The organism is Phyllobacterium sp. MT110 (assembly GCF_058792715.1).
On sequence record NZ_JBXAFE010000001.1, the window covers coordinates 805016 to 824199 of the forward strand.

Annotated in this window: 16 protein-coding genes; 13 read left to right on the forward strand and 3 right to left on the reverse strand. The window is 60.2% G+C overall.

Annotation, left to right across the window (positions count from 1 at the left end):
• The first annotated feature begins 62 nt into the window (after positions 1-62).
• From AC1Q5O_RS04270 to AC1Q5O_RS04310, 9 genes are read left to right on the forward strand one after another with little or no spacing between them, the layout of a single operon-like run.
• The gene (locus AC1Q5O_RS04270; protein ID WP_426137162.1) at positions 63-683 is read left to right on the forward strand and encodes an NADH-quinone oxidoreductase subunit J; all 621 of its coding nucleotides are present in this window, start codon (positions 63-65) and stop codon (positions 681-683) included.
• A 12-nt stretch (positions 684-695) separates the two neighbouring features.
• Positions 696-1004 (forward strand): NADH-quinone oxidoreductase subunit NuoK, encoded by a 309-nt coding sequence (gene nuoK, locus AC1Q5O_RS04275; RefSeq protein ID WP_091883761.1) that lies wholly within the window; start codon positions 696-698, stop codon positions 1002-1004.
• Positions 1005-1011: 7 nt separating this feature from the next.
• Positions 1012-3000 carry an NADH-quinone oxidoreductase subunit L gene (gene nuoL, locus AC1Q5O_RS04280; protein ID WP_223615186.1) on the forward strand — a complete coding sequence of 663 codons (1989 nt, stop codon included), beginning with the start codon at positions 1012-1014 and terminating at the stop codon, positions 2998-3000.
• On the forward strand, positions 3000-4505 hold the full coding sequence (locus tag AC1Q5O_RS04285) for an NADH-quinone oxidoreductase subunit M (protein ID WP_492561944.1): 1506 nt from the start codon (positions 3000-3002) through the stop codon (positions 4503-4505). The genes nuoL and AC1Q5O_RS04285 overlap by 1 nt, the downstream gene beginning before the upstream one ends.
• Before the next feature lie 19 nt (positions 4506-4524).
• Positions 4525-5961, forward strand: a complete 1437-nt coding sequence (gene nuoN / locus AC1Q5O_RS04290; RefSeq protein ID WP_492561945.1) for an NADH-quinone oxidoreductase subunit NuoN — start codon at positions 4525-4527, stop codon at positions 5959-5961.
• 18 nt (positions 5962-5979) lie between these two features.
• Positions 5980-6810 (forward strand): biotin--[acetyl-CoA-carboxylase] ligase, encoded by an 831-nt coding sequence (locus AC1Q5O_RS04295; RefSeq protein ID WP_492561946.1) that lies wholly within the window; start codon positions 5980-5982, stop codon positions 6808-6810.
• A 19-nt stretch (positions 6811-6829) separates the two neighbouring features.
• On the forward strand, positions 6830-8503 hold the full coding sequence (locus tag AC1Q5O_RS04300; protein WP_492561947.1) for a ribonuclease J: 1674 nt from the start codon (positions 6830-6832) through the stop codon (positions 8501-8503).
• A gap of 8 nt (positions 8504-8511) precedes the next feature.
• Complete coding sequence (mce, locus tag AC1Q5O_RS04305; RefSeq protein ID WP_223615181.1) at positions 8512-8916, forward strand: methylmalonyl-CoA epimerase; 405 nt, start codon at positions 8512-8514, stop codon at positions 8914-8916.
• Position 8917: 1 nt separating this feature from the next.
• On the forward strand, positions 8918-9187 hold the full coding sequence (locus tag AC1Q5O_RS04310; protein ID WP_223615180.1) for a DUF1467 family protein: 270 nt from the start codon (positions 8918-8920) through the stop codon (positions 9185-9187).
• Positions 9188-9366: 179 nt separating this feature from the next.
• Here AC1Q5O_RS04310 and AC1Q5O_RS04315 read toward each other — a convergent pair whose 3' ends face one another.
• Complete coding sequence (locus tag AC1Q5O_RS04315) at positions 9367-10368, reverse strand: glycosyltransferase family 2 protein (protein WP_492561948.1); 1002 nt, start codon at positions 10366-10368, stop codon at positions 9367-9369.
• A gap of 847 nt (positions 10369-11215) precedes the next feature.
• On the opposite strand from AC1Q5O_RS04315, the gene proS reads away from it, so the two are divergent.
• From proS to AC1Q5O_RS04330, 3 genes are read left to right on the forward strand one after another with little or no spacing between them, the layout of a single operon-like run.
• Complete coding sequence (gene proS / locus AC1Q5O_RS04320; protein ID WP_403173263.1) at positions 11216-12565, forward strand: proline--tRNA ligase; 1350 nt, start codon at positions 11216-11218, stop codon at positions 12563-12565.
• Positions 12562-13851: a lipoprotein-releasing ABC transporter permease subunit gene (locus tag AC1Q5O_RS04325; protein WP_223615177.1), complete on the forward strand. Its 1290-nt coding sequence runs from the start codon at positions 12562-12564 to the stop codon at positions 13849-13851. The genes proS and AC1Q5O_RS04325 overlap by 4 nt, the downstream gene beginning before the upstream one ends.
• Entirely contained in the window at positions 13851-14537 is a 687-nt protein-coding gene (locus AC1Q5O_RS04330; protein WP_105735461.1) for an ABC transporter ATP-binding protein, read from the forward strand. Before AC1Q5O_RS04325 ends, AC1Q5O_RS04330 begins: the two co-directional genes overlap by 1 nt.
• Positions 14538-14542: 5 nt before the next feature.
• On the opposite strand, the gene AC1Q5O_RS04335 is transcribed toward AC1Q5O_RS04330, so the two are convergent.
• Together AC1Q5O_RS04335 and AC1Q5O_RS04340 are read right to left on the reverse strand one after the other, a co-directional pair.
• The gene (locus AC1Q5O_RS04335) at positions 14543-14806 is read right to left on the reverse strand and encodes a hypothetical protein (protein WP_492561949.1); all 264 of its coding nucleotides are present in this window, start codon (positions 14804-14806) and stop codon (positions 14543-14545) included.
• 84 nt (positions 14807-14890) lie between these two features.
• Positions 14891-15472, reverse strand: a complete 582-nt coding sequence (locus tag AC1Q5O_RS04340) for a histidine phosphatase family protein (protein WP_492561950.1) — start codon at positions 15470-15472, stop codon at positions 14891-14893.
• Positions 15473-15610: 138 nt separating this feature from the next.
• On the opposite strand from AC1Q5O_RS04340, the gene dnaE reads away from it, so the two are divergent.
• Positions 15611-19120 carry a DNA polymerase III subunit alpha gene (gene dnaE / locus AC1Q5O_RS04345; RefSeq protein ID WP_492561951.1) on the forward strand — a complete coding sequence of 1170 codons (3510 nt, stop codon included), beginning with the start codon at positions 15611-15613 and terminating at the stop codon, positions 19118-19120.
• Positions 19121-19184: the final 64 nt, after the last annotated feature.

Genomic DNA, 19184 nt, shown 5'->3' on the forward strand with positions numbered 1-19184 from the left:
ATCTCCGTGAATCGCTTTTAAAATGGCAGAACAGTCTGCCGGAATGGAAATCGGGGGAACCCATGCTGACAGGTATTGCGGCGGCGTTTTTTTATCTCTTCGCCTTCATCACCGTCGCCAGTGCGTTCATGGTGATTGCGGCGCGTAATCCCGTGCACTCCGTGCTGTTTCTGATCCTCGCCTTCTTCAACGCGGCGGGGCTCTTCCTGCTGACGGGTGCTGAATTCCTGGCGATGATCCTTCTTGTGGTCTATGTCGGCGCGGTGGCCGTCCTCTTCCTCTTCGTCGTGATGATGCTGGATGTGGATTTTGCCGAAATGAAGCGCGGGGCGCTGCAATATGCGCCCATCGGCGCGCTTGTCGGCATGATCCTTGCGGTGGAACTGATTGTCGTTCTCGGCGGTTCGGTCTTCACGCCAAGTATTGGCCGCGTGGTTGTTCAGCCGACACCCGATATCGCCACGCGCAGCAATACGGCGGCGCTCGGCGACATCCTCTACACGGATTACATCTACTACTTCCAGATTGCCGGTCTCGTGCTTCTGGTCGCCATGATCGGCGCGATTGTGCTGACGCTTCGCCACAAGGAAGGCATCAAGCGCCAGAACATCTCCCAGCAGGTCGGACGCACGCCTGAAACGGCCATCGAGGTCAAGCAGGTCGAAACGGGCAAGGGTATTTGACAGGAGCGCATGATGGTCATCGGTATTGCACATTATCTGACAGTTTCGGCGCTCCTGTTCACGATGGGGATCTTCGGTATCTTCCTCAATCGTAAGAACGTGATCGTCATCCTGATGTCGGTCGAATTGATCCTGCTCGCCGTCAACCTGAACTTCGTGGCGTTCTCCGCTGCACTGGGTGATCTGGTCGGACAGGTTTTTGCATTGTTTGTCCTGACCGTAGCGGCCGCTGAGGCTGCCATCGGTCTGGCTATTCTCGTCGTGTTCTACCGCAATCGTGGATCGATTGCCGTAGAAGACGTCAACATGATGAAAGGTTGACGGGGGCATGCTGTATCTGGCGATTGTCTTCCTTCCGCTGCTCGGCTTTCTGATCGCGGGTCTGTTCGGCTCGTCCATCGGCGCGAAGGCGAGCGAGTATGTCACCACCGGTCTGATGATCGTGGTTGCGGTTCTCTCATGGATCGCATTCACGACCGTGGCGCTCGGCCATGGCGAGGCGTTCAAGGTTCCGGTCATGCACTGGGTCGAGTCCGGCTCGCTGAGCTTCGACTGGGCCCTGCGCATCGATACGCTGACCGCTGTCATGCTGATCGTCGTCAACACGGTGTCGGCGCTCGTCCATACCTATTCGATCGGCTACATGCATCACGATCCGCATCGGCCGCGCTTCTTCGCCTATCTCTCGCTCTTCACCTTCGCCATGCTGATGCTGGTGACTGGCGACAATCTGGTTCAGATGTTCTTCGGCTGGGAAGGCGTGGGTCTTGCCTCGTACCTGCTGATCGGTTTCTGGTTCAAGAAGCCTTCGGCCAATGCCGCGGCGATGAAAGCTTTCATCGTCAACCGCGTCGGCGATTTCGGCTTCCTTCTCGGTATTTTCGCACTGTTCGTGCTGTTCGATACGGTTCAGTTCGACACGCTGTTCCAGTCCGCCGCGCAGTATCTTCCGGCGGAGGGAGCAGGGGACGGCAAGGTTGTCCTGAATTTTCTCGGCTATGCCCTGGGCAAGCAGGAAGCGATCACGGTTGCCTGTCTGCTGCTGTTCATGGGCGCGATGGGCAAGTCCGCGCAGTTCCTGCTGCACACCTGGCTGCCTGACGCCATGGAGGGCCCGACACCGGTGTCCGCGCTGATCCATGCGGCAACGATGGTGACCGCAGGCGTGTTCATGGTTGCGCGCCTGTCGCCGATCTTCGAACTGTCGCACACGGCCTTGATCGTTGTGACGCTTGTCGGCGCGACGACGGCCTTCTTTGCCGCCACGGTCGGCCTGGTGCAGAACGACATCAAGCGCGTCATCGCCTATTCCACCTGCTCGCAGCTCGGCTACATGTTCGTGGCGCTTGGTCTGGGTGCCTATGGCGCGGCGATTTTCCACCTGTTCACGCACGCCTTCTTCAAGGCCCTGCTGTTCCTTGGCGCCGGTTCCGTTATTCACGCGGTTTCCGACGAGCAGGACATGCGTCACATGGGCGGCCTGCGCAAGCTGATCCCGCAAACCTACTGGATGATGGTCATCGGCACCGTCGCGCTGACCGGCCTCGGTATCCCCGGCACGTCGATCGGCACCGCCGGCTTCTTCTCCAAGGATGCGATCATCGAGTCGGCCTATGCGTCGACCAGCCCGGCGGCAGGCTATGCCTTCATCCTCTTGGTTATCGCAGCGCTGTTCACCAGCTTCTATTCATGGCGCCTGATTTTCATGACGTTCCATGGCAAGCCGCGCGCGTCGCACGACGTCATGCATCACGTGCATGAATCGCCCTATGTCATGCTGGTGCCGCTGTTCATCCTGGCCATCGGCGCGCTGTTTGCCGGTGTCATCTTCCGCGAATACTTCTTCGGCCACGAATATGCCGAGTTCTGGAAGGGTGCACTGTTCACCGGCAAGGAAAACGAGATTCTGGAGTTGCACCACCATGTGCCTGCTCTGGTTGCTGCCTCGCCGTTCCTTGCGATGCTCGCAGGCTTCATCCTGTCCTGGTACTTCTACATCCGCTCGCCGCAGACACCCGTCCGGCTGGCCGAGCAGCACCGCGGCCTGTACCAGTTCCTGCTCAACAAGTGGTATTTTGACGAACTCTACGACTTCCTGTTCGTGCGTCCGGCCAAGGCCCTTGGCAGGTTCCTGTGGAAGAAGGGCGATGGTTGGCTGATCGACGGCCATGGTCCGGATGGTATCTCGGCCCGCGTCGTGGATGTCACCAACCGCGTGGTGCGCCTGCAGACCGGTTACCTCTATCATTATGCGTTCGCGATGCTCATTGGGGTCGCCGCACTCGTCACGTGGATGATGCTCGGGAGCAACTTCTGATGACCGACTGGCCAATTCTATCGACTGTTACCTTCCTGCCATTGGTCGGTGCATTCCTGATCCTTCTGATCCGGGATGACAGTGAATCCGCGCGGCGCAATATCCGCAACGTGGCGCTGTGGACGACGGTCATCACATTCCTGCTTTCCCTGCCGATCTGGTATTATTTCGACAAGGGTCATGCCGGCTTCCAGTTCGTGGAAAAGGCAGCCTGGCTCGACTCCGGGATTTCCTATCACATGGGCGTGGACGGCATTTCGATGCTGTTCGTCATCCTGACGACATTCCTGATGCCGCTGTGCATCCTGGCCAGCTGGGAAGCCATACAGAGCCGGGTCAAGGAATACATGATTGCCTTCCTCGTGCTGGAAACGCTGATGATCGGTGTGTTCTGCGCGCTGGATATCGTGCTGTTCTACGTGTTCTTCGAAGCCGTGCTGGTGCCGATGTTCATCATCATCGGCGTGTGGGGCGGCAAGCGCCGCGTCTATGCCAGCTTCAAGTTCTTCCTCTACACGCTGCTCGGCTCCGTGCTGATGCTGCTGGCCATCATGGCCATGTACTGGCAGGCTGGCACGACCGATATCCCGACTCTGCTGGCCTATCCGTTCCCGGCCTCCATGCAGACATGGCTGTGGCTGGCCTTCTTCGCGTCCTTCGCCGTGAAGATGCCGATGTGGCCGGTGCACACCTGGCTGCCGGATGCGCACGTGGAAGCACCGACGGCGGCGTCAGCCATTCTGGCCGGCATCCTGTTGAAGCTCGGCGGCTACGGCTTCCTGCGCTTCTCCCTGCCGATGTTCCCGATCGCGTCCGCCGACTTCGCGCCGCTGATCTACACGCTTTCGGTTGTCGCCATCGTCTACACCTCGCTGGTGGCGCTGATGCAGGAAGACATCAAGAAGCTGATCGCCTACTCCTCGGTTGCGCACATGGGCTATGTGACCATGGGTATCTTCGCCGCCAACGAGCAGGGCATCCAGGGCGCATTGTTCCAGATGCTGTCGCACGGTCTGGTTTCGGCCGCACTATTCCTCTGCGTCGGTGTTGTCTATGACCGCACCCATACCCGCGACATCTCCGCCTATGGCGGCCTCGTCAACAACATGCCGAAATATGCGGTGGTTTTCCTGGTCCTGACCATGGCCAATGTCGGCCTGCCGGGCACCTCGGGCTTCATCGGTGAATTCCTCACGCTGCTTGGCGTCTTCCGCGTCAACACCTGGGTTGCGCTGTTTGCAACATCAGGCGTGATTTTCTCGGCGGCCTATGCGCTGTGGCTCTATCGCCGCGTCGTGTTCGGCTCGCTGGACAAGGAAAGCCTGAAGTCGCTTCTGGATATGTCGCCACGCGAAAAGCTGGTGGTCTATCCGCTGGTGATCCTCACCATCTTCTACGGTGTTTATCCGATGCCTGTCTTCGATGCGACGGCAAGCTCGGTGCACGCCCTTATCAATCAATACAATAACGCGCTGTCCGCAGCCGCCACACTGGCGCTGAAATAGCAGGAAGAGGCCAAGGCCGATGCAGACCGACATGATTGCCAACCTGACGCTTATGGCTCCCGAACTGCTCATCGCAGTGGGCGCATTGGCTCTACTGATGATCGGGGCCTTCTCCGGTGAACGGGCGAATTCCCTGGTCAACGGACTGGCGGTTGCCGTGCTGCTTGCAGCATTGGCAATCCTCGTTCTCTTCCCGCACGATGGTCACGTCTTCGGCCGTGCCTTCGTTTCGGATCCGTTCGCGCGCTTCATGAAAGTGCTGACACTGGTCGGCTCGATCGTTGCGCTCGTCATGTCGGTTGGCTTCGCCAAGGCGGAGAAGTTCGACAAGTTCGAGTTCCCGATCCTCATCCTGCTGTCGACCCTCGGCATGCTCCTGATGATTTCGGCCAATGACACCCTGTCGCTCTATCTCGGCCTCGAACTGCAGTCCCTGGCGCTCTATGTCATTGCTGCAATCAACCGCGACAGTGCCCGCTCGACCGAAGCCGGCCTGAAGTATTTCGTTCTCGGCGCATTGTCGTCGGGCATGCTGCTTTACGGCATTTCGCTCGTCTACGGCTTTACCGGCCATACCGGCTTTGCGGGCATCGCCCAGGCGCTGGCAGGCGGCGAGCGTCAGCTTGGCGTCGTGTTCGGCCTGGTGTTCATCTTTGCCGGTCTCGCCTTCAAGATTTCCGCCGTGCCGTTCCACATGTGGACGCCGGATGTCTACGAAGGTGCGCCGACGCCGGTGACCGCCTTCTTCGCCAGTGCGCCGAAGATGGCCGCCATGGCGCTTCTGACACGCGTTGCCGTCGAGACCTTCCAGCCGATCACCCATGACTGGCAGCAGATCATCGTCTTCATCGCCATTGCGTCGATGGTCCTGGGTGCATTCGCAGCCATCGGCCAGCGCAACATCAAGCGCCTGATGGCCTATTCGTCGATCAGCCACATGGGCTATGCGCTTGTCGGCCTTGCCGCCGGTACGCAGGTCGGTGTGCGCGGCGTGGCGATCTACATGCTGATCTACCTGATCACGACGCTCGGCGTGTTTGCCTTCATCCTGGCCATGCGCCGCAAGCACGGCAATGTCGAACTGATCGAAGATCTGGCCGGCCTGTCCCGCACCAATCCGATCATGGCGACGATCTTCACCATCCTCATGTTCTCGCTGGCCGGTATTCCGCCGCTCGCCGGGTTCTGGGGCAAGTGGTACACCTTCCTTGCCGCGATGCAGGCCAATCTCTATGCGCTGGCCATCATCGGTATCGTGGCTTCGGTCGTGGGTGCGTTCTACTATCTGCGCATCATCAAGATCATGTGGTTCGATGAACCGGCTGGCGAGTTCGTGCCGGTTGCCGGTGAACTGCGCCTGGTCCTCGGTGTCTCGGGCCTGCTGACGCTGCTTTATGTACTGATCGGCGGACCGGTCAGCACCTATGCGGAAGCTGCCGCGAAAACGTTCTTCTGAGGCCGGGAACCCTGATCAATGGGATTCTCGCTCTCGCCGCTGGCGCAGAAAAACGGCTTCCGGATGGAGGCCTTCGATACGGTCGGCTCGACCAATGCGGTCGCGCTGGAGCGCGCGCAGGCTGGTGATCCCGGACGGCTGTGGATCGTTTCGAAGAAACAGGAAAGCGGGCGCGGGCGCCGCGGCCGCGCCTGGGCCACATCCCACGGCAATCTGGCGGCCTCCCTGCTGCTCACCGGCAATTTCGAGTTGAAGACGGCGGCAACCCTCGGCTTTGTCGCCGGGCTTTCCCTGGCGGACGCGCTTGACGCCGTCTGCCCGCAAGGCGCGGTTTCGGTCGGCGTCGATGGTATCGGTGCCAGCAGGTCGGATTTGCGTGTCGAGCTGAAGTGGCCGAACGATCTTCTGGCCAACAAGGCCAAGCTTGCCGGCATTCTCCTGGAATCGACGCATCTGCCGGACGGGCGGTTTGCCGTCGTCGTCGGCATCGGCGTCAATGTGGTTGCTTACCCCGAGGACGTGCCTTATCCAGCGACATCGCTGAAGCAGCTTGGTGCGGCCTGCGATGCGGAAACGCTGTTTCTGGCGCTGTCCGATGCCTGGCAGGAAAACAGCCGCATCTGGAACGAGGGGCGCGGGCTTGCCGACATTCGCAAGCGCTGGCTCAAGCGCGCGGCAGGAATTGGCAGTGAAGTTGCCGTGCGGGTCGACGGCTCGGTGCTGCGTGGTATATTCGAAACAATTGACGAAGACTGCCGTTTCGTCATACGCGATAATGATGGGGAACGGGTGAAGATTGCTGCCGGCGATGTTCATTTCGGAGCAGTTGCATCGGCAAGTGCCGGATAGCCGGTTGTAAGGAGTATAAATGGCAAATTCCGATCAGGCAGAGCTCGTGTTCCTGCCTTTGGGCGGCGTTGGTGAAATCGGGATGAATCTGGCCATGTATGGCTATGGCCCCGCACACAAGCGCGAATGGGTGGTCGTCGACATGGGCGTCACCTTCGCCGGACCGGATCTTCCAGGCGCTGATCTCGTTCTTCCCGATATCCGTTTTCTGCAGGCCGAGCGGCACAATCTCAAGGGGATTGTGATCACCCATGCCCACGAGGACCATTACGGTGCCTTGCTCGACCTTTGGCCGCTGTTGAATGTGCCGGTCTATGCGACGCCATTCACCGCCGGGTTGCTGGAAGCCAAGCGCCAGTCGGAGCCGGGTGCGCCGGATATTCCCGTCACCATTTACCGCGCCGGCGAAAAGTTCAATGTCGGCCCCTTCGAGTTCGAAGCGCTTGCCGTGACCCACTCGATCCCGGAACCCGTCTCGCTGGCGATCAGGACGCCGTTGGGCATCGTCGTTCACACCGGCGACTGGAAGATGGACCCGGAGCCGTCGCTTGGACCGCTGATCGATGAGGCCGGATTCCGTGCCCTCGGTGATGAAGGCGTGCTGGCGATGATGTGCGACTCCACCAATGCCTTGCGTGACGGGGAATCGCCCTCCGAGCGGGAGGTCGGCGACAGTCTGCGCGACATCATCGAAAATGCCCGCGGTCGCGTGGCCATCACCACCTTTTCGTCCAATGTCGGACGTATCCGTTCCATCGCTATCGCCGCCCGCGATGCCGGGCGCCAGGTGCTGGTGCTCGGCCGCTCGATGAAGCGGATGATCGATGTGGCCAGTGAACTGGGTTATCTCGACGGCATTCCGGAATTTCTCTCCGAAGAGGATTACGGTTTCATCCCGCGCGAGAATATCGTCATCATTCTCACCGGCAGTCAGGGCGAATCCCGCGCGGCGCTGGCCAAGCTTGCCCGCGATGAAATGCGCAATGTGGCGCTGTCAGCCGGCGATACTGTCATTTATTCCTCGCGCACCATTCCCGGCAATGAAAAGCCGATCATCGAGACAAAAAACCTTTTGATCGAGCAGGGTATCCACATCATCTCCGACGATGATCAGCTGGTGCACGTCTCGGGCCATCCACGCCGCAATGAGCTGAAGCGCATGTATGAATGGGTGCGTCCGCGCATTCTCGTGCCTGTGCATGGCGAAGCCGCGCATCTCGTGGCGCAGGGCTCGCTTGCGGCCATGGCCGGCATTCCCGAGGTGCCGCAGGTGCGCAATGGCGACATTCTGCGTCTGGCGCCGGGCAGGGCGGAGATCATTGATCAGGCGCCGTTTGGCCGCGTCATGAAGGACGGCAAGCTCATCGGCGACGAGGAAGAGGTCGGCGTTGTCGACCGGCGCAAGCTGTCCTATGTCGGCCACGTCGCGGTATCGATGCTGCTCGATACGAAGTACAATATCATCGAGGACCCGGAAATCGTGCCGGTCGGCCTGCCGGAGAACGATCGGGAAGGCGAACTGCTTGAAGACCTGCTGTACGATGCGGCCGTTGGTGCGGTGCAGAGTATCCCGCGTGAAAAGCGCAAGGATTTGGCGATGGTCCGCGAGGCGGTGCGCCGCGCCGTCCGTGCCGCTGCCAACGAGGCCTGGGGCAAGAAGCCGATCGTCACCGTGTTCGTAACCCGCACGTGAGGTCAAGGATGCTTGGTCGTCTGAATCATGTCGCCATCGCTGTACCGGATCTTGCGGCAGCGTCTGCGGTCTATCGCGATACGCTCGGTGCGACACTCACCGAGCCGCAGGTTCTGCCGGAGCATGGCGTGACCGTCGTTTTCATCGATGTCGGCAACACCAAGATCGAGCTTCTCGAACCCTTGAATGCGGATTCGCCCATCGCGGCGTTCCTGGCAAAGAACCCGTCCGGCGGCATGCATCACGTCTGCTACGAAGTGGCCGATATTCTGGCGGCACGAAATCAGCTAAAACAGCAGGGCGCCCGTATCCTGGGCGATGGCGAACCGAAAATCGGCGCCCACGGCAAACCGGTGCTGTTCCTTCACCCGAAGGATTTTAACGGGACGCTGATCGAACTGGAGCAAGTCTGACATGCCCATCGCAACTGGAATGGCGATCTATTTCATCTTCTGGTGGCTGACGCTGTTCACCGTGCTGCCGTTTGGCCTGCGCACCCAGGCCGATGAGGATGATGTCACGCTGGGCACGACCGCCAGTGCGCCGCACAAGCACCGGATGGGACGGGTGTTCCTGATCACCACAGCGATTTCAGCCGTGGTTTTTATCCTCTTCTACATCGTCAACCAGAAGCTTGGTTTCGGCGTCGAGAGCATTCCGGTTTTCTTCCCGCAACTGCATTAGGACTGTGGTCTGAGCCGGCATCCGAACCGTGGTGCATTGTGCGTGGTTCGACAAGCTCACCATGAGGGAGAGTGAGGATTGCAGGGAGCATAATTCTGCAATCTCCGTGCTTGGCATTGCAGCCAAACCACCTCCCTCATGGTGAGCTTGTCGAACCACGCATGACAAGCGTGCAATCGTCAAAAACCGCTTGTCCGCCGATAGTGCGACGATCTCTTGCCAAGGCAGCCCTGACAGATGCCGAAAATACTGCCCATGCATGCCGCCAGCCGCACCAGCGCTTCGCCGCGCGTGAACGGCGCCGCAGCCGCGTAGCTGCACAGTTTGAACACCCGGATCGCCAGCGAGCCGGGGATGCGCAGCAAGGTCAGCGCGCGTTGCTGGTCGAGCTTCCGGCAGGTTTCAACCGAACTGCTGTCCCGGTCACGGCGGAAATGGTAGCCGAGGGTCAGCCGGTCCATCGGCACGGTTTCGTAGGCAATGGCATGCGGCGTCCAGCCGGTCCTGGCGCCGAGTTTTTTGGCTTCCCTGTACAGGCGCCAGTCTTCCCCGCCGGCCAGATCAAGCGTGTCGTCGAAACGCAGGCCCGTCCGGTCAAAGAAACTCAGCCTGCCCATCCAGCTGCCGGTTGCCAGCAGAATCCTGTGCGCTTCGTTGCGCTGGCACCGCCGCCGGGCCTTGCGTTCGCTGTCCATGCCCCTGCGGTTGAGACCGGCCCAGACCAGTTGCGCGGAAAACGGCGCGTCGGCGGAAATCGGCGCGGCGCGCACGGGGGAGCCGACGATATCGAGCGTCGAGGCATCCAGTTCCGCCAGCAGTTCAATCAGCCAGTCGGGTTCCACCCGTTCATCATCATCGGCAAATGTCATGAGATCGTGATTGCCGGCCAGGGCGCATGCCAGCGCATGGTTGCGGGCGCGGGCAATGCCGAGACGCGGTTCCACCTCGTACTGGACCGTCCATTGCGGCACGAGCGCCCGGAAATGCGCGATGACATCGTGCAGCGTTGCCTTCTCATTGTTCTCGACGATGAGAAAATGGAGGTTGACACCATGGGGCACGCCCATGGTGGCATAGGACTGCAACAAGTTCTGCAGCATGAGCGGACGATTACGTGTAATCGTGCTTATGCATATGCTGCGCTTGCCGGGCTCAGCCGCGCCGCGTGTGTAAATTCCCATGGTTCGTCCCCGAACATTGTAACGTCGCTGATGTGCCAATCCCCGCGCCTGGCACACCGATCCTGCGACGCCGATTTAACAGGCGAAGATGAGCTGAACATTGCGACATTGGTCTAAGATCGCGCTGCGGGGATGAGACGACATCGCGCGAATCGACACCGGCATCATCGTGCCGTTGCGGATCTTCCGGATGGTGGGGGTGAAGGGAAATATCCCATCAGGTGTGAAGGCTGGTCGGGGTGAAGCGCGTCTGCCTGTCGCCCAAGTAGTTGCAAAATAGAACTGAAGCAACGTGATCGAGGCGCGGCAGTCTGCGCAACCACCTTTAAGTTTATTTGATAAGTGCTTGTATTGCCGCAACAAGACAAAAAAAATGCAAGGCTTTCGCCTTGCATTGTTAGATCGCGTCTGACCCTATTCCATTTGCATGGTGGCTGCGTATTACCGCGCCAAAGGTCACATCCTCCCAAGACTTTGACCGCGCTGGAAAGCAGAATTATTCTTACTTTCTCATTATGATTAAAAAAATAGCGGACTGCCTTCGAAATGTCACGAAAAATATTCGGTACAGTCATTTTTTGCTTACAAATCTGGCAGCGTAACAAAACTGTCACAAATCTGAGATGTCTCATTTGGCGTTGGCGGGTTCCCAACCCGCTGTTAAGCCGCTAAGAAACATTGCTGCGTCGCGGATTAATCCGGGTTTTGGGCGGGACGCGGCAACACATTTGGCGGCGTATGAGTCTTTCCGGAAATCGGCAACGATTTTTGGGTAATACGCTAACTTTGCACTTGGTTTTGCCTGATTCTTCAAGCATTCAGGCTGTGTTTCAATTTGGTGATCTCAATGCGGCTTTCCCGTTATTTCCTGCCTATCCTGAAAGAAAATCCCAAAGAGGCGGAAATCGTCTCGCACCGGCTGATGCTGCGTGCCGGCCTGATCCGTCAGGAGTCGGCCGGCATCTATGCCTGGCTGCCGGCAGGCCTGCGCATCCTCAACAAGGTGTCCAACATCATCCGCGAGGAACAGAATCGGTCCGGCGCCATCGAGCTGCTGATGCCGACGATCCAGTCCGCCGATCTGTGGCGCGAAAGCGGCCGTTATGATGCCTATGGCGACGAGATGCTGCGCATCAAGGATCGCGGTGACCGCGAGATGCTGTTTGGCCCGACCAACGAGGAAATGATCACCGAGATTTTCCGGGCTTATGTGAAGTCGTACAAGGACTTGCCGCTCAATCTTTATCACATCCAGTGGAAGTTCCGCGACGAGCGCCGCCCGCGTTTCGGCGTCATGCGCTCGCGTGAATTCCTGATGAAGGATGCCTACAGCTTCGATATCGATTTCGAAGGCGCCAAGGCCGCCTACAACCGCATGTTCGTGGCTTATCTCCGCACCTTCTCGCGCCTCGGCATCAAGGTCATCCCCATGCGTGCCGATACCGGCCCCATCGGCGGCGACCTCAGCCACGAATTCATCATCCTGGCCGAAACCGGCGAGAGCCAGGTCTATTGCGACCGTGCCTATCTCGACCTGCCGGTTCCCGGTGCCGATACCAATTTCGATGACAATGCGCAGGTCGCCGATATCGTGACGAAATGGACGACGCCCTATGCGGCGACGGATGAAATGCACGACGAAGCCGCCTGGGACAAGGTCGGTGCATCCGAACAGCTTGCCGCACGCGGCATCGAGGTCGGCCACATCTTCCATTTCGGCACCAAATATTCCGAACCGATGGGCGCCAAGGTCACCGGTCCCGATGGCAAGGAACACATGGTTTCCATGGGCTCCTACGGCATCGGCCCCTCGCGTGTCATCGCCGCGATCATCGAGGCATCCCATGACGAGAACGGCATCATCTGGCCGAAGGCCGTTGCGCCGTTCGGCGCGGGCATCGTCAACATGAAGCCGGGCGACGAGGCGTGCGACGCGGCATCCGCCAAGGTCTACGAGGCCTTGACGAATGCCGGTCTCGAGCCGCTGCTGGACGATACGGATGATCGTCCCGGTGCGAAATTCGCCAAGATGGACCTGATCGGCCTGCCGACGCAGGTGATCATCGGGCCGCGCGGTGTTGCCGCGGGCGAAGTCGAGATCAAGGATCGCGCGACGGGTGAACGGGAAACCCTGAGCATTGAAGCTGCAATCAACAAGCTTGCAGGCCCCGCTGACTTTCAGGCTGGAACTCTATGACAGAATCGGCCGTCACTGCTGTACAACAGGGTCCCAAGCCGTTCTCTGCCTATGAACGGATGATCGCATGGCGCTATCTGCGCGCCCGGCGCAAGGAAACGTTTATTTCGGTGATCGCCGGTTTCTCCTTTACCGGCATCATGCTCGGCGTGGCGACGCTCATTATCGTCATGGCCGTCATGAACGGTTTTCGCAGCGAATTGCTGACGCGCATTCTCGGCATCAACGGCCATGTCATCATGCAGCCCATGGACCGGCCGCTGGATGACTATGACAATGTGATCAAGCGGATCGATGCGGTTCCCGGTGTTTCCTTCGCCATTCCCGTCGTGGAAGGCCAGGTGCTCGGCCAGGGCAATGTCGGGCAGGGCACCGGCACGCTCGTGCGGGGTCTGCGCGAAGAGGATATCAACAAGCTCCAGCTCGTCGCCAAGAACGTCAAGCAGGGCACCTTCGCCAATTTCGACAAGGCGGGTGGCGTGGCCATCGGCACGCGCATGGCGGAAAATCTGGGGCTCGGCATCGGCGACAAGCTGACATTGATGTCGCTGGACGGCGATGTGACGCCGCTCGGGGTTTCGCCGCGGGTAAAATCCTATCCCGTCGTCGCCATTTTCCAGATCGGCATGTCCGAATACGACGCCTCGATCGCGCTCATGCCGCTGGATGAAGCGCAGCTCTATTTCAACCAGGAGGGCAAGGTCCAGTCCATCGAGATCTTTGCCAACAATCCCGACAATGTCGACGCGCTGAAAAAGCCCATCGAGGATGCGGCGCAGCGTCCGCTGATGCTCACCGACTGGCGCCAGCGCAACGTCACCTTCTTCTCCGCCCTGCAGGTGGAGCGCAACGTCATGTTCATGATCCTGACGCTGATCGTTCTCGTGGCGGCCCTGAACATCATTTCCGGCCTGATCATGCTGGTGAAGGACAAGGGACGCGATATCGCCATCCTGCGAACGATGGGCGCGACGCGCAACTCGGTCATGCGCATCTTCCTGATGACGGGCGCGGCGATCGGCGTGACCGGTACGATTGCCGGCGTGGCCCTGGGTGTCCTCGTCTGCCTCAACGTCGAGCGCATCCGGCAATTCTTCTCCTGGTTGTCTGGTACGACCCTGTTCAATCCGGAGCTTTATTTCCTGAGCACCTTGCCCGCCAAGATGGATTTCAATGAAACCTTCACGGTTATCCTGATGGCGCTTGTCCTGTCGTTTCTGGCAACGCTTTTCCCCGCATGGCGCGCGGCCAAGCTCGATCCCGTTGAAGCCTTGAGGTACGAATAATGTCAGCCGGGCCCATTCTTCAGCTGACCAGCGTCGGCCGCCGGTACAATGAGATCGACCGGGAGCTGGTTATTCTGGACGATGCCAATTTCTCCCTCGGCAGGGGCGAGATGGTCGCGCTTGTCGCGCCGTCGGGCGCCGGCAAGTCAACGCTTCTGCACACGGCGGGTCTCCTGGAGCGGCCTGACAATGGCGATGTGATTCTGGACGGCCGCGCCTGCGGTTCGCTGTCCGATGAAGAGCGCACCGCCATCCGCCGCAACGACATCGGTTTCGTCTATCAATTCCACCATCTCCTGCCGGAATTTTCCGCGCTGGAGAACGTGATGATGCCGCAGATGATCCGCGGCATGAAACCGCGCGTTGCCTCCGAACGCGCACAGCAGCTGCTTGATTACATGAAGGTGGGGGCACGCGCCTCGCACCGGCCGTCGGAACTGTCCGGCGGCGAGCAGCAGCGCGTTGCCATCGCCCGCGCGGTGGCCAATGCGCCGCTTGTGCTGCTTGCCGATGAGCCCACCGGCAATCTCGATCCGGTGACGTCCTCCTATGTGTTCGAGGCGCTGGAAGCCCTGGTGCGCCAGTCCGGCCTGTCGGCGATGATCGCCACGCACAATCACGAACTGGCCCGCCGCATGGATCGCCGCGTCACGCTCAAGGACGGCAAGATCACTACGGTCTCCTGATCCGTTCACACCATGGAAAGTAAACGGGCGCGGAAAAATCCGCGCCCGTTTGCGTTTGGCGGCACCCGCTCGCCGGTCCGCGTTTTACCCTCTGTTAAGAAATCGACAACCATAGCGCCAATGGCAGCTTTGGCACGCTTGACTTTGGAACAAAAATAGAACAAAACATATACATAGAGCAAACGAAGAAGGGTTTTACCGATGAGCGAACTTTTCCAGGACGTCATGTCATTCGTTACAGTCAGTCTGTTTATTGCAACATTCGCCATGTGGGTCAGCGTTATCTGAAAGAACCGGCGGGGCCGGGATGACTAGGTTTTCCCTGGTTCCTGGCCCGCGGGCGTCGCCCATCATCATGTCTGGTTCCACATGCGGACAACCGGTTCGGTCAGGTCGTGCTCATAGCCGAGGACGCTGATGCTGGTGGTATCCAGAACGAAAAGCGCGCCGCCTTCGGGCGGCAAGCCAAGCCAGCGGGCCGTAAGCACCCGCAGGAAATGCGAACTCGAGAAGATGAGAATCCTGTCATTCGCCGCGCGGATGGCATGGATGATCCGGTCGGCGCGCGCACCGACATCGGCTGCGGATTCGCCGCCGGGGCAGCTGTCGCGAAAAAGCTGCCAGCCGGGGCGCTCCGCCAGGATCGCCTTGGTGGTGATGCCCTCATAGGTGCCGTAATCCCATTCCGCCAGATCGTCCTTGATGATGCTGGCGTCGCCGAATCCGGCGAGGGCACAGGTTTTCGATGCGCGCTGGGAAGGGCTCGACCATACGGCGGAAAAGGCAAGGCCCTGCAGGCGGCCTGCCAGGGTGCGGGCTGCCGCTTCGCCAGCTGCCGTCAGCGGCATGTCGGTTCGCCCGGTGTGCTGGCCGGACAGGCTCCATTCCGTCTGCCCGTGTCGCACCAGATAGATTTCGGGATATGCATTGCTCATTCACGGGCCTTTCGCTGGCACATCACAGGTTGTTCACAGTCGCACGATCCGGCGGTCAAAGTATAGGTGGACACCCCCTGACCATTGTTCGAGAATGCGCGGGTGGTGAATCAGCGCGTTCGCCGGAATTTTCTGGAGATGGATACAGTGGCAGACGGACAGGGCAGACCCGGCGAAGGCAGTGCGGAAAAGCAGGCGCTTCGTTTCGTCCATCTGCGGGTGCATTCCGCCTATTCCCTGCTGGAAGGCGCGCTGCAGGTCGCCAAGGTCATCGATCTCGCCACGTCCAACAAAAGCCCGGCCATCGCCATCACCGACACCAACAATCTGTTCGGGGCGCTCGAATTTGCCCAGAAGGGTTCGAAGTCCGGCTTGCAGCCGATCATCGGCTGCCAGCTCGACATCGCCTTTCACGACCAGGCGGAGGAAAGCCGCAGCGCCAACCGGCGCGAAGCGCTCGGGCTTGCGCCGCTCGTGCTGCTGGCGGCGACGGAAACGGGCTATGCCAATCTCGTCCGGCTTGTCAGCCGCGCCTATCTGGAAACGCCCGCCGGCGATCCCGTCCATGTTGCCGCGTCCTGGCTGCCGGGTCTTACCGACGGTATCATCGTTCTTTCCGGCGGTCCCGAGGGGCCGATCGCCAAGGCGATCAAGGACGACCGCATCGACCGCGCCCGCCAGCGGCTCATCCATCTGCGCTCGCTCTACGGCGACCGGCTCTATGTCGAGCTGCAGCGTCATCGCGGCTATGACCGCGCCCTCGAAGCGACCCATATCGCGCTTGCCTATGAGCTGGAACTGCCTCTGGTTGCCACCAATGACGTGTTCTTCTCCAAGAGCGCCGACTATGAGGCGCATGATGCGCTGCTGGCCATTGCGGCGGGTTCACTGCTGTCCATCGACGATCGCCGCCGCCTGACGCCGGACCATTATCTCAAGACCGAAGACGAGATGGTGGCGCTGTTCGCCGATCTGCCCGAGGCGCTGGAAAATACCGTCGAGATCGCGCTGCGCTGTTCCTATTATCCGAAGAACCGCGCGCCGATTCTGCCGCGCTTTACCGGCGAAAGCGACGATCCTGAAGCGGCCCTGCAGGAGGAAGCCGACGAACTGGCCCGGCAGGCGCGGGAAGGCCTGGCAAGCCGCATTGCGACGCTCGGCATGGCCGATGGTCATACGGCGCAGGAATATGCCGACCGGCTGGAATATGAGATTTCCATCATCACCCGGATGAAATATCCGGGTTACTTCCTCATCGTTTCCGACTTTATCAAATGGGCGAAAGCCCATGATATTCCTGTCGGTCCCGGCCGCGGCTCCGGTGCGGGTTCGCTCGTTGCCTATGCACTGACGATCACCGACGTCGATCCGCTGCGCTTCTCCCTGCTGTTCGAACGCTTCCTCAATCCCGACCGCGTCTCGATGCCCGACTTTGACATCGACTTCTGTCAGGAGCGGCGCGACGAGGTCATCCGCTATGTTCAGGCCAAGTATGGCCGCGATCAGGTGGCGCAGATCATCACCTTCGGAACGCTGCAGGCGCGCGCCGTGCTGCGCGACGTCGGCCGCGTGCTCGAAATGCCCTATGGGCAGGTGGACCGCCTGACCAAGATGGTTCCGGCCAACCCGGCCAATCCGGTGACGCTGGCAAAGGCCATCGAGGATGAGCCGCGCCTGCGCGAAGAGCGCGACAAGGAGCCGGTTGTCGAGCGCCTTCTGGACATTGCGCTGAAGCTGGAAGGGCTGTACCGCCACGCCTCGACCCACGCCGCCGGTATCGTCATCGGCGACCGTCCGCTGTCGGAACTTGTGCCAATGTACCGCGATCCGCGCTCGGACATGCCGGTTACGCAGTTCAACATGAAGATGGTGGAAGAGGCCGGGCTGGTCAAATTCGACTTTCTCGGCCTGAAAACCCTGACGGTGCTGCAGACTGCGGTCAATCTGGTCAAGCGGCGCGGCATCACCGTGGATTTGTCCAATCTGCCGCTCGATGACAAGCTCAGCTATGAAATGCTGTCGCGCGGCGAGACGGTCGGCGTGTTCCAGGTGGAAAGCACCGGCATGCGCAAGGCGCTGATCGGCATGAAGCCTGATCGGATCGAGGACATCATCGCGCTTGTGGCGCTGTACCGTCCGGGTCCGATGGAAAACATCCCGACCTACAACGCGCGCAAGAATGGCGATGAGGAGATGGCGTCGATCCATCCCAAGATCGACCATCTCGTCAAGGAAACCCAGGGCGTCATCATCTACCAGGAACAGGTGATGCAGATCGCGCAGGAAATGTCCGGCTATACGCTGGGCGAAGCCGATCTGCTGCGCCGCGCCATGGGCAAGAAGATCCGCTCCGAGATGGACATGCAGCGCGTCCGTTTCGTTGACGGCGCGGTGGAACGCGGCGTGACCAAGCCGCAGGCCAACTTCATTTTCGACCTCTTGGCAAAGTTCGCCGACTACGGCTTCAACAAGTCGCACGCCGCCGCCTATGCCATCGTGTCGTTCCAGACCGCCTATATGAAGGCGCATTATCCCGTCGAGTTCCTCGCTTCGTCGATGACCTACGACATGGCGAACACCGACAAGCTCAACGATTTCCGCCGCGAGGCACTGCGGCTGGGCATCGAGGTGGTCACCCCTTCGGTCAACACGTCGTTCCGCCTGTTTGAAGTGGGCGACAACCGTATTTTCTATTCGCTCGCCGCCATCAAGGGCGTGGGCGAGGCGGCGGTCGACCATATTGTCGAGAAGCGCGGCGACGCGCCCTATGCCAGCCTTGAGGATTTCTGCGAACGCATCGATCCGCGCGTCGTCAACCGGCGCGTCTTCGAAAGCCTGATCAATGCCGGGGCGTTCGACTGCTTCGGGCGTGAACGCCCGGCGCTCATAGCCGGTCTCGACCGCATCATCGGCCATGCGCAGCGCACGCAGGAAGACAGTGTCAGCGGGCAGGCGGATATTTTTGGCGGCATGGCCGCAGGGGGCTCGCAAGGGCTGCAGCTGCCCAATGCGGCGCCATGGCTGTCGGCGGAAAAACTGCGGCGCGAATTCGAAGCGGCGGGTTTTTACCTCTCCGCCCATCCGCTCGACGAATACCGGCCGATCCTGGAAAAGATGCGGGTGCAGAGCTGGGCCGAATTTTCCGCTGCGGTCAAGCGCGGCGCCAATGCCGGACGGCTTGCCGGAACCATCACCGCCAAGCAGGAACGCAAGACCAAGACCGGCAACAAGATGGGCATCATCCAGTTTTCCGATGCATCGGGTCAGTTCGAGGCCGTGCTTTTCTCCGAGGCGCTGGCGCAGTACCGCGATCTCCTGGAGCCGGGACGCTCCGTCGTGGTGACGGTCGGCGCCGAAGACCGGCCGGAGGGCATCAGCCTGCGCATCCAGACGGCGCAGTCGCTCGAGGATGAAGCCACGCGCATGCAGAAGGCCTTGCGCCTCTATATGCGCTCCAGCGAGCCGCTGAGCGCCATCACGCCCTATCTCGCCCCGCAGAATGACGGCCAGATCGTCTCGCTCATCCTGATCAAGGAGAATGGCGCCAGCGAAGTGGAGATCGAACTGCCCAACCGCTACCGCGTCGGCCCGCAGGTCGCCAGCGCCATGAAGGCCATTCCCGGCGTCGTCGATGTGGAGATGGTTTAGGTCACACCGTACTGAGGCACGTTGGACTGCACTGATCGATCCCTCCCAAACCGCAAGATCGGTC

Coding starts and splice junctions, on each gene's coding strand:
- AC1Q5O_RS04270 (WP_426137162.1), top strand. CDS start 63: ATGCTGACAGGTATTGCGGCGGCGTTTTTTTATCTCTTCGCCTTCATC.
- dnaE (WP_492561951.1), top strand. CDS start 15,611: ATGGATACAGTGGCAGACGGACAGGGCAGACCCGGCGAAGGCAGTGCG.
- AC1Q5O_RS04315 (WP_492561948.1), bottom strand. CDS start 10,368: ATGGGAATTTACACACGCGGCGCGGCTGAGCCCGGCAAGCGCAGCATA.
- nuoL (WP_223615186.1), top strand. CDS start 1,012: ATGCTGTATCTGGCGATTGTCTTCCTTCCGCTGCTCGGCTTTCTGATC.
- AC1Q5O_RS04285 (WP_492561944.1), top strand. CDS start 3,000: ATGACCGACTGGCCAATTCTATCGACTGTTACCTTCCTGCCATTGGTC.
- mce (WP_223615181.1), top strand. CDS start 8,512: ATGCTTGGTCGTCTGAATCATGTCGCCATCGCTGTACCGGATCTTGCG.
- AC1Q5O_RS04325 (WP_223615177.1), top strand. CDS start 12,562: ATGACAGAATCGGCCGTCACTGCTGTACAACAGGGTCCCAAGCCGTTC.
- nuoK (WP_091883761.1), top strand. CDS start 696: ATGGTCATCGGTATTGCACATTATCTGACAGTTTCGGCGCTCCTGTTC.
- nuoN (WP_492561945.1), top strand. CDS start 4,525: ATGCAGACCGACATGATTGCCAACCTGACGCTTATGGCTCCCGAACTG.
- AC1Q5O_RS04310 (WP_223615180.1), top strand. CDS start 8,918: ATGCCCATCGCAACTGGAATGGCGATCTATTTCATCTTCTGGTGGCTG.
- AC1Q5O_RS04335 (WP_492561949.1), bottom strand. CDS start 14,806: ATGGCGAATGTTGCAATAAACAGACTGACTGTAACGAATGACATGACG.
- AC1Q5O_RS04295 (WP_492561946.1), top strand. CDS start 5,980: ATGGGATTCTCGCTCTCGCCGCTGGCGCAGAAAAACGGCTTCCGGATG.
- proS (WP_403173263.1), top strand. CDS start 11,216: ATGCGGCTTTCCCGTTATTTCCTGCCTATCCTGAAAGAAAATCCCAAA.
- AC1Q5O_RS04340 (WP_492561950.1), bottom strand. CDS start 15,472: ATGAGCAATGCATATCCCGAAATCTATCTGGTGCGACACGGGCAGACG.
- AC1Q5O_RS04300 (WP_492561947.1), top strand. CDS start 6,830: ATGGCAAATTCCGATCAGGCAGAGCTCGTGTTCCTGCCTTTGGGCGGC.
- AC1Q5O_RS04330 (WP_105735461.1), top strand. CDS start 13,851: ATGTCAGCCGGGCCCATTCTTCAGCTGACCAGCGTCGGCCGCCGGTAC.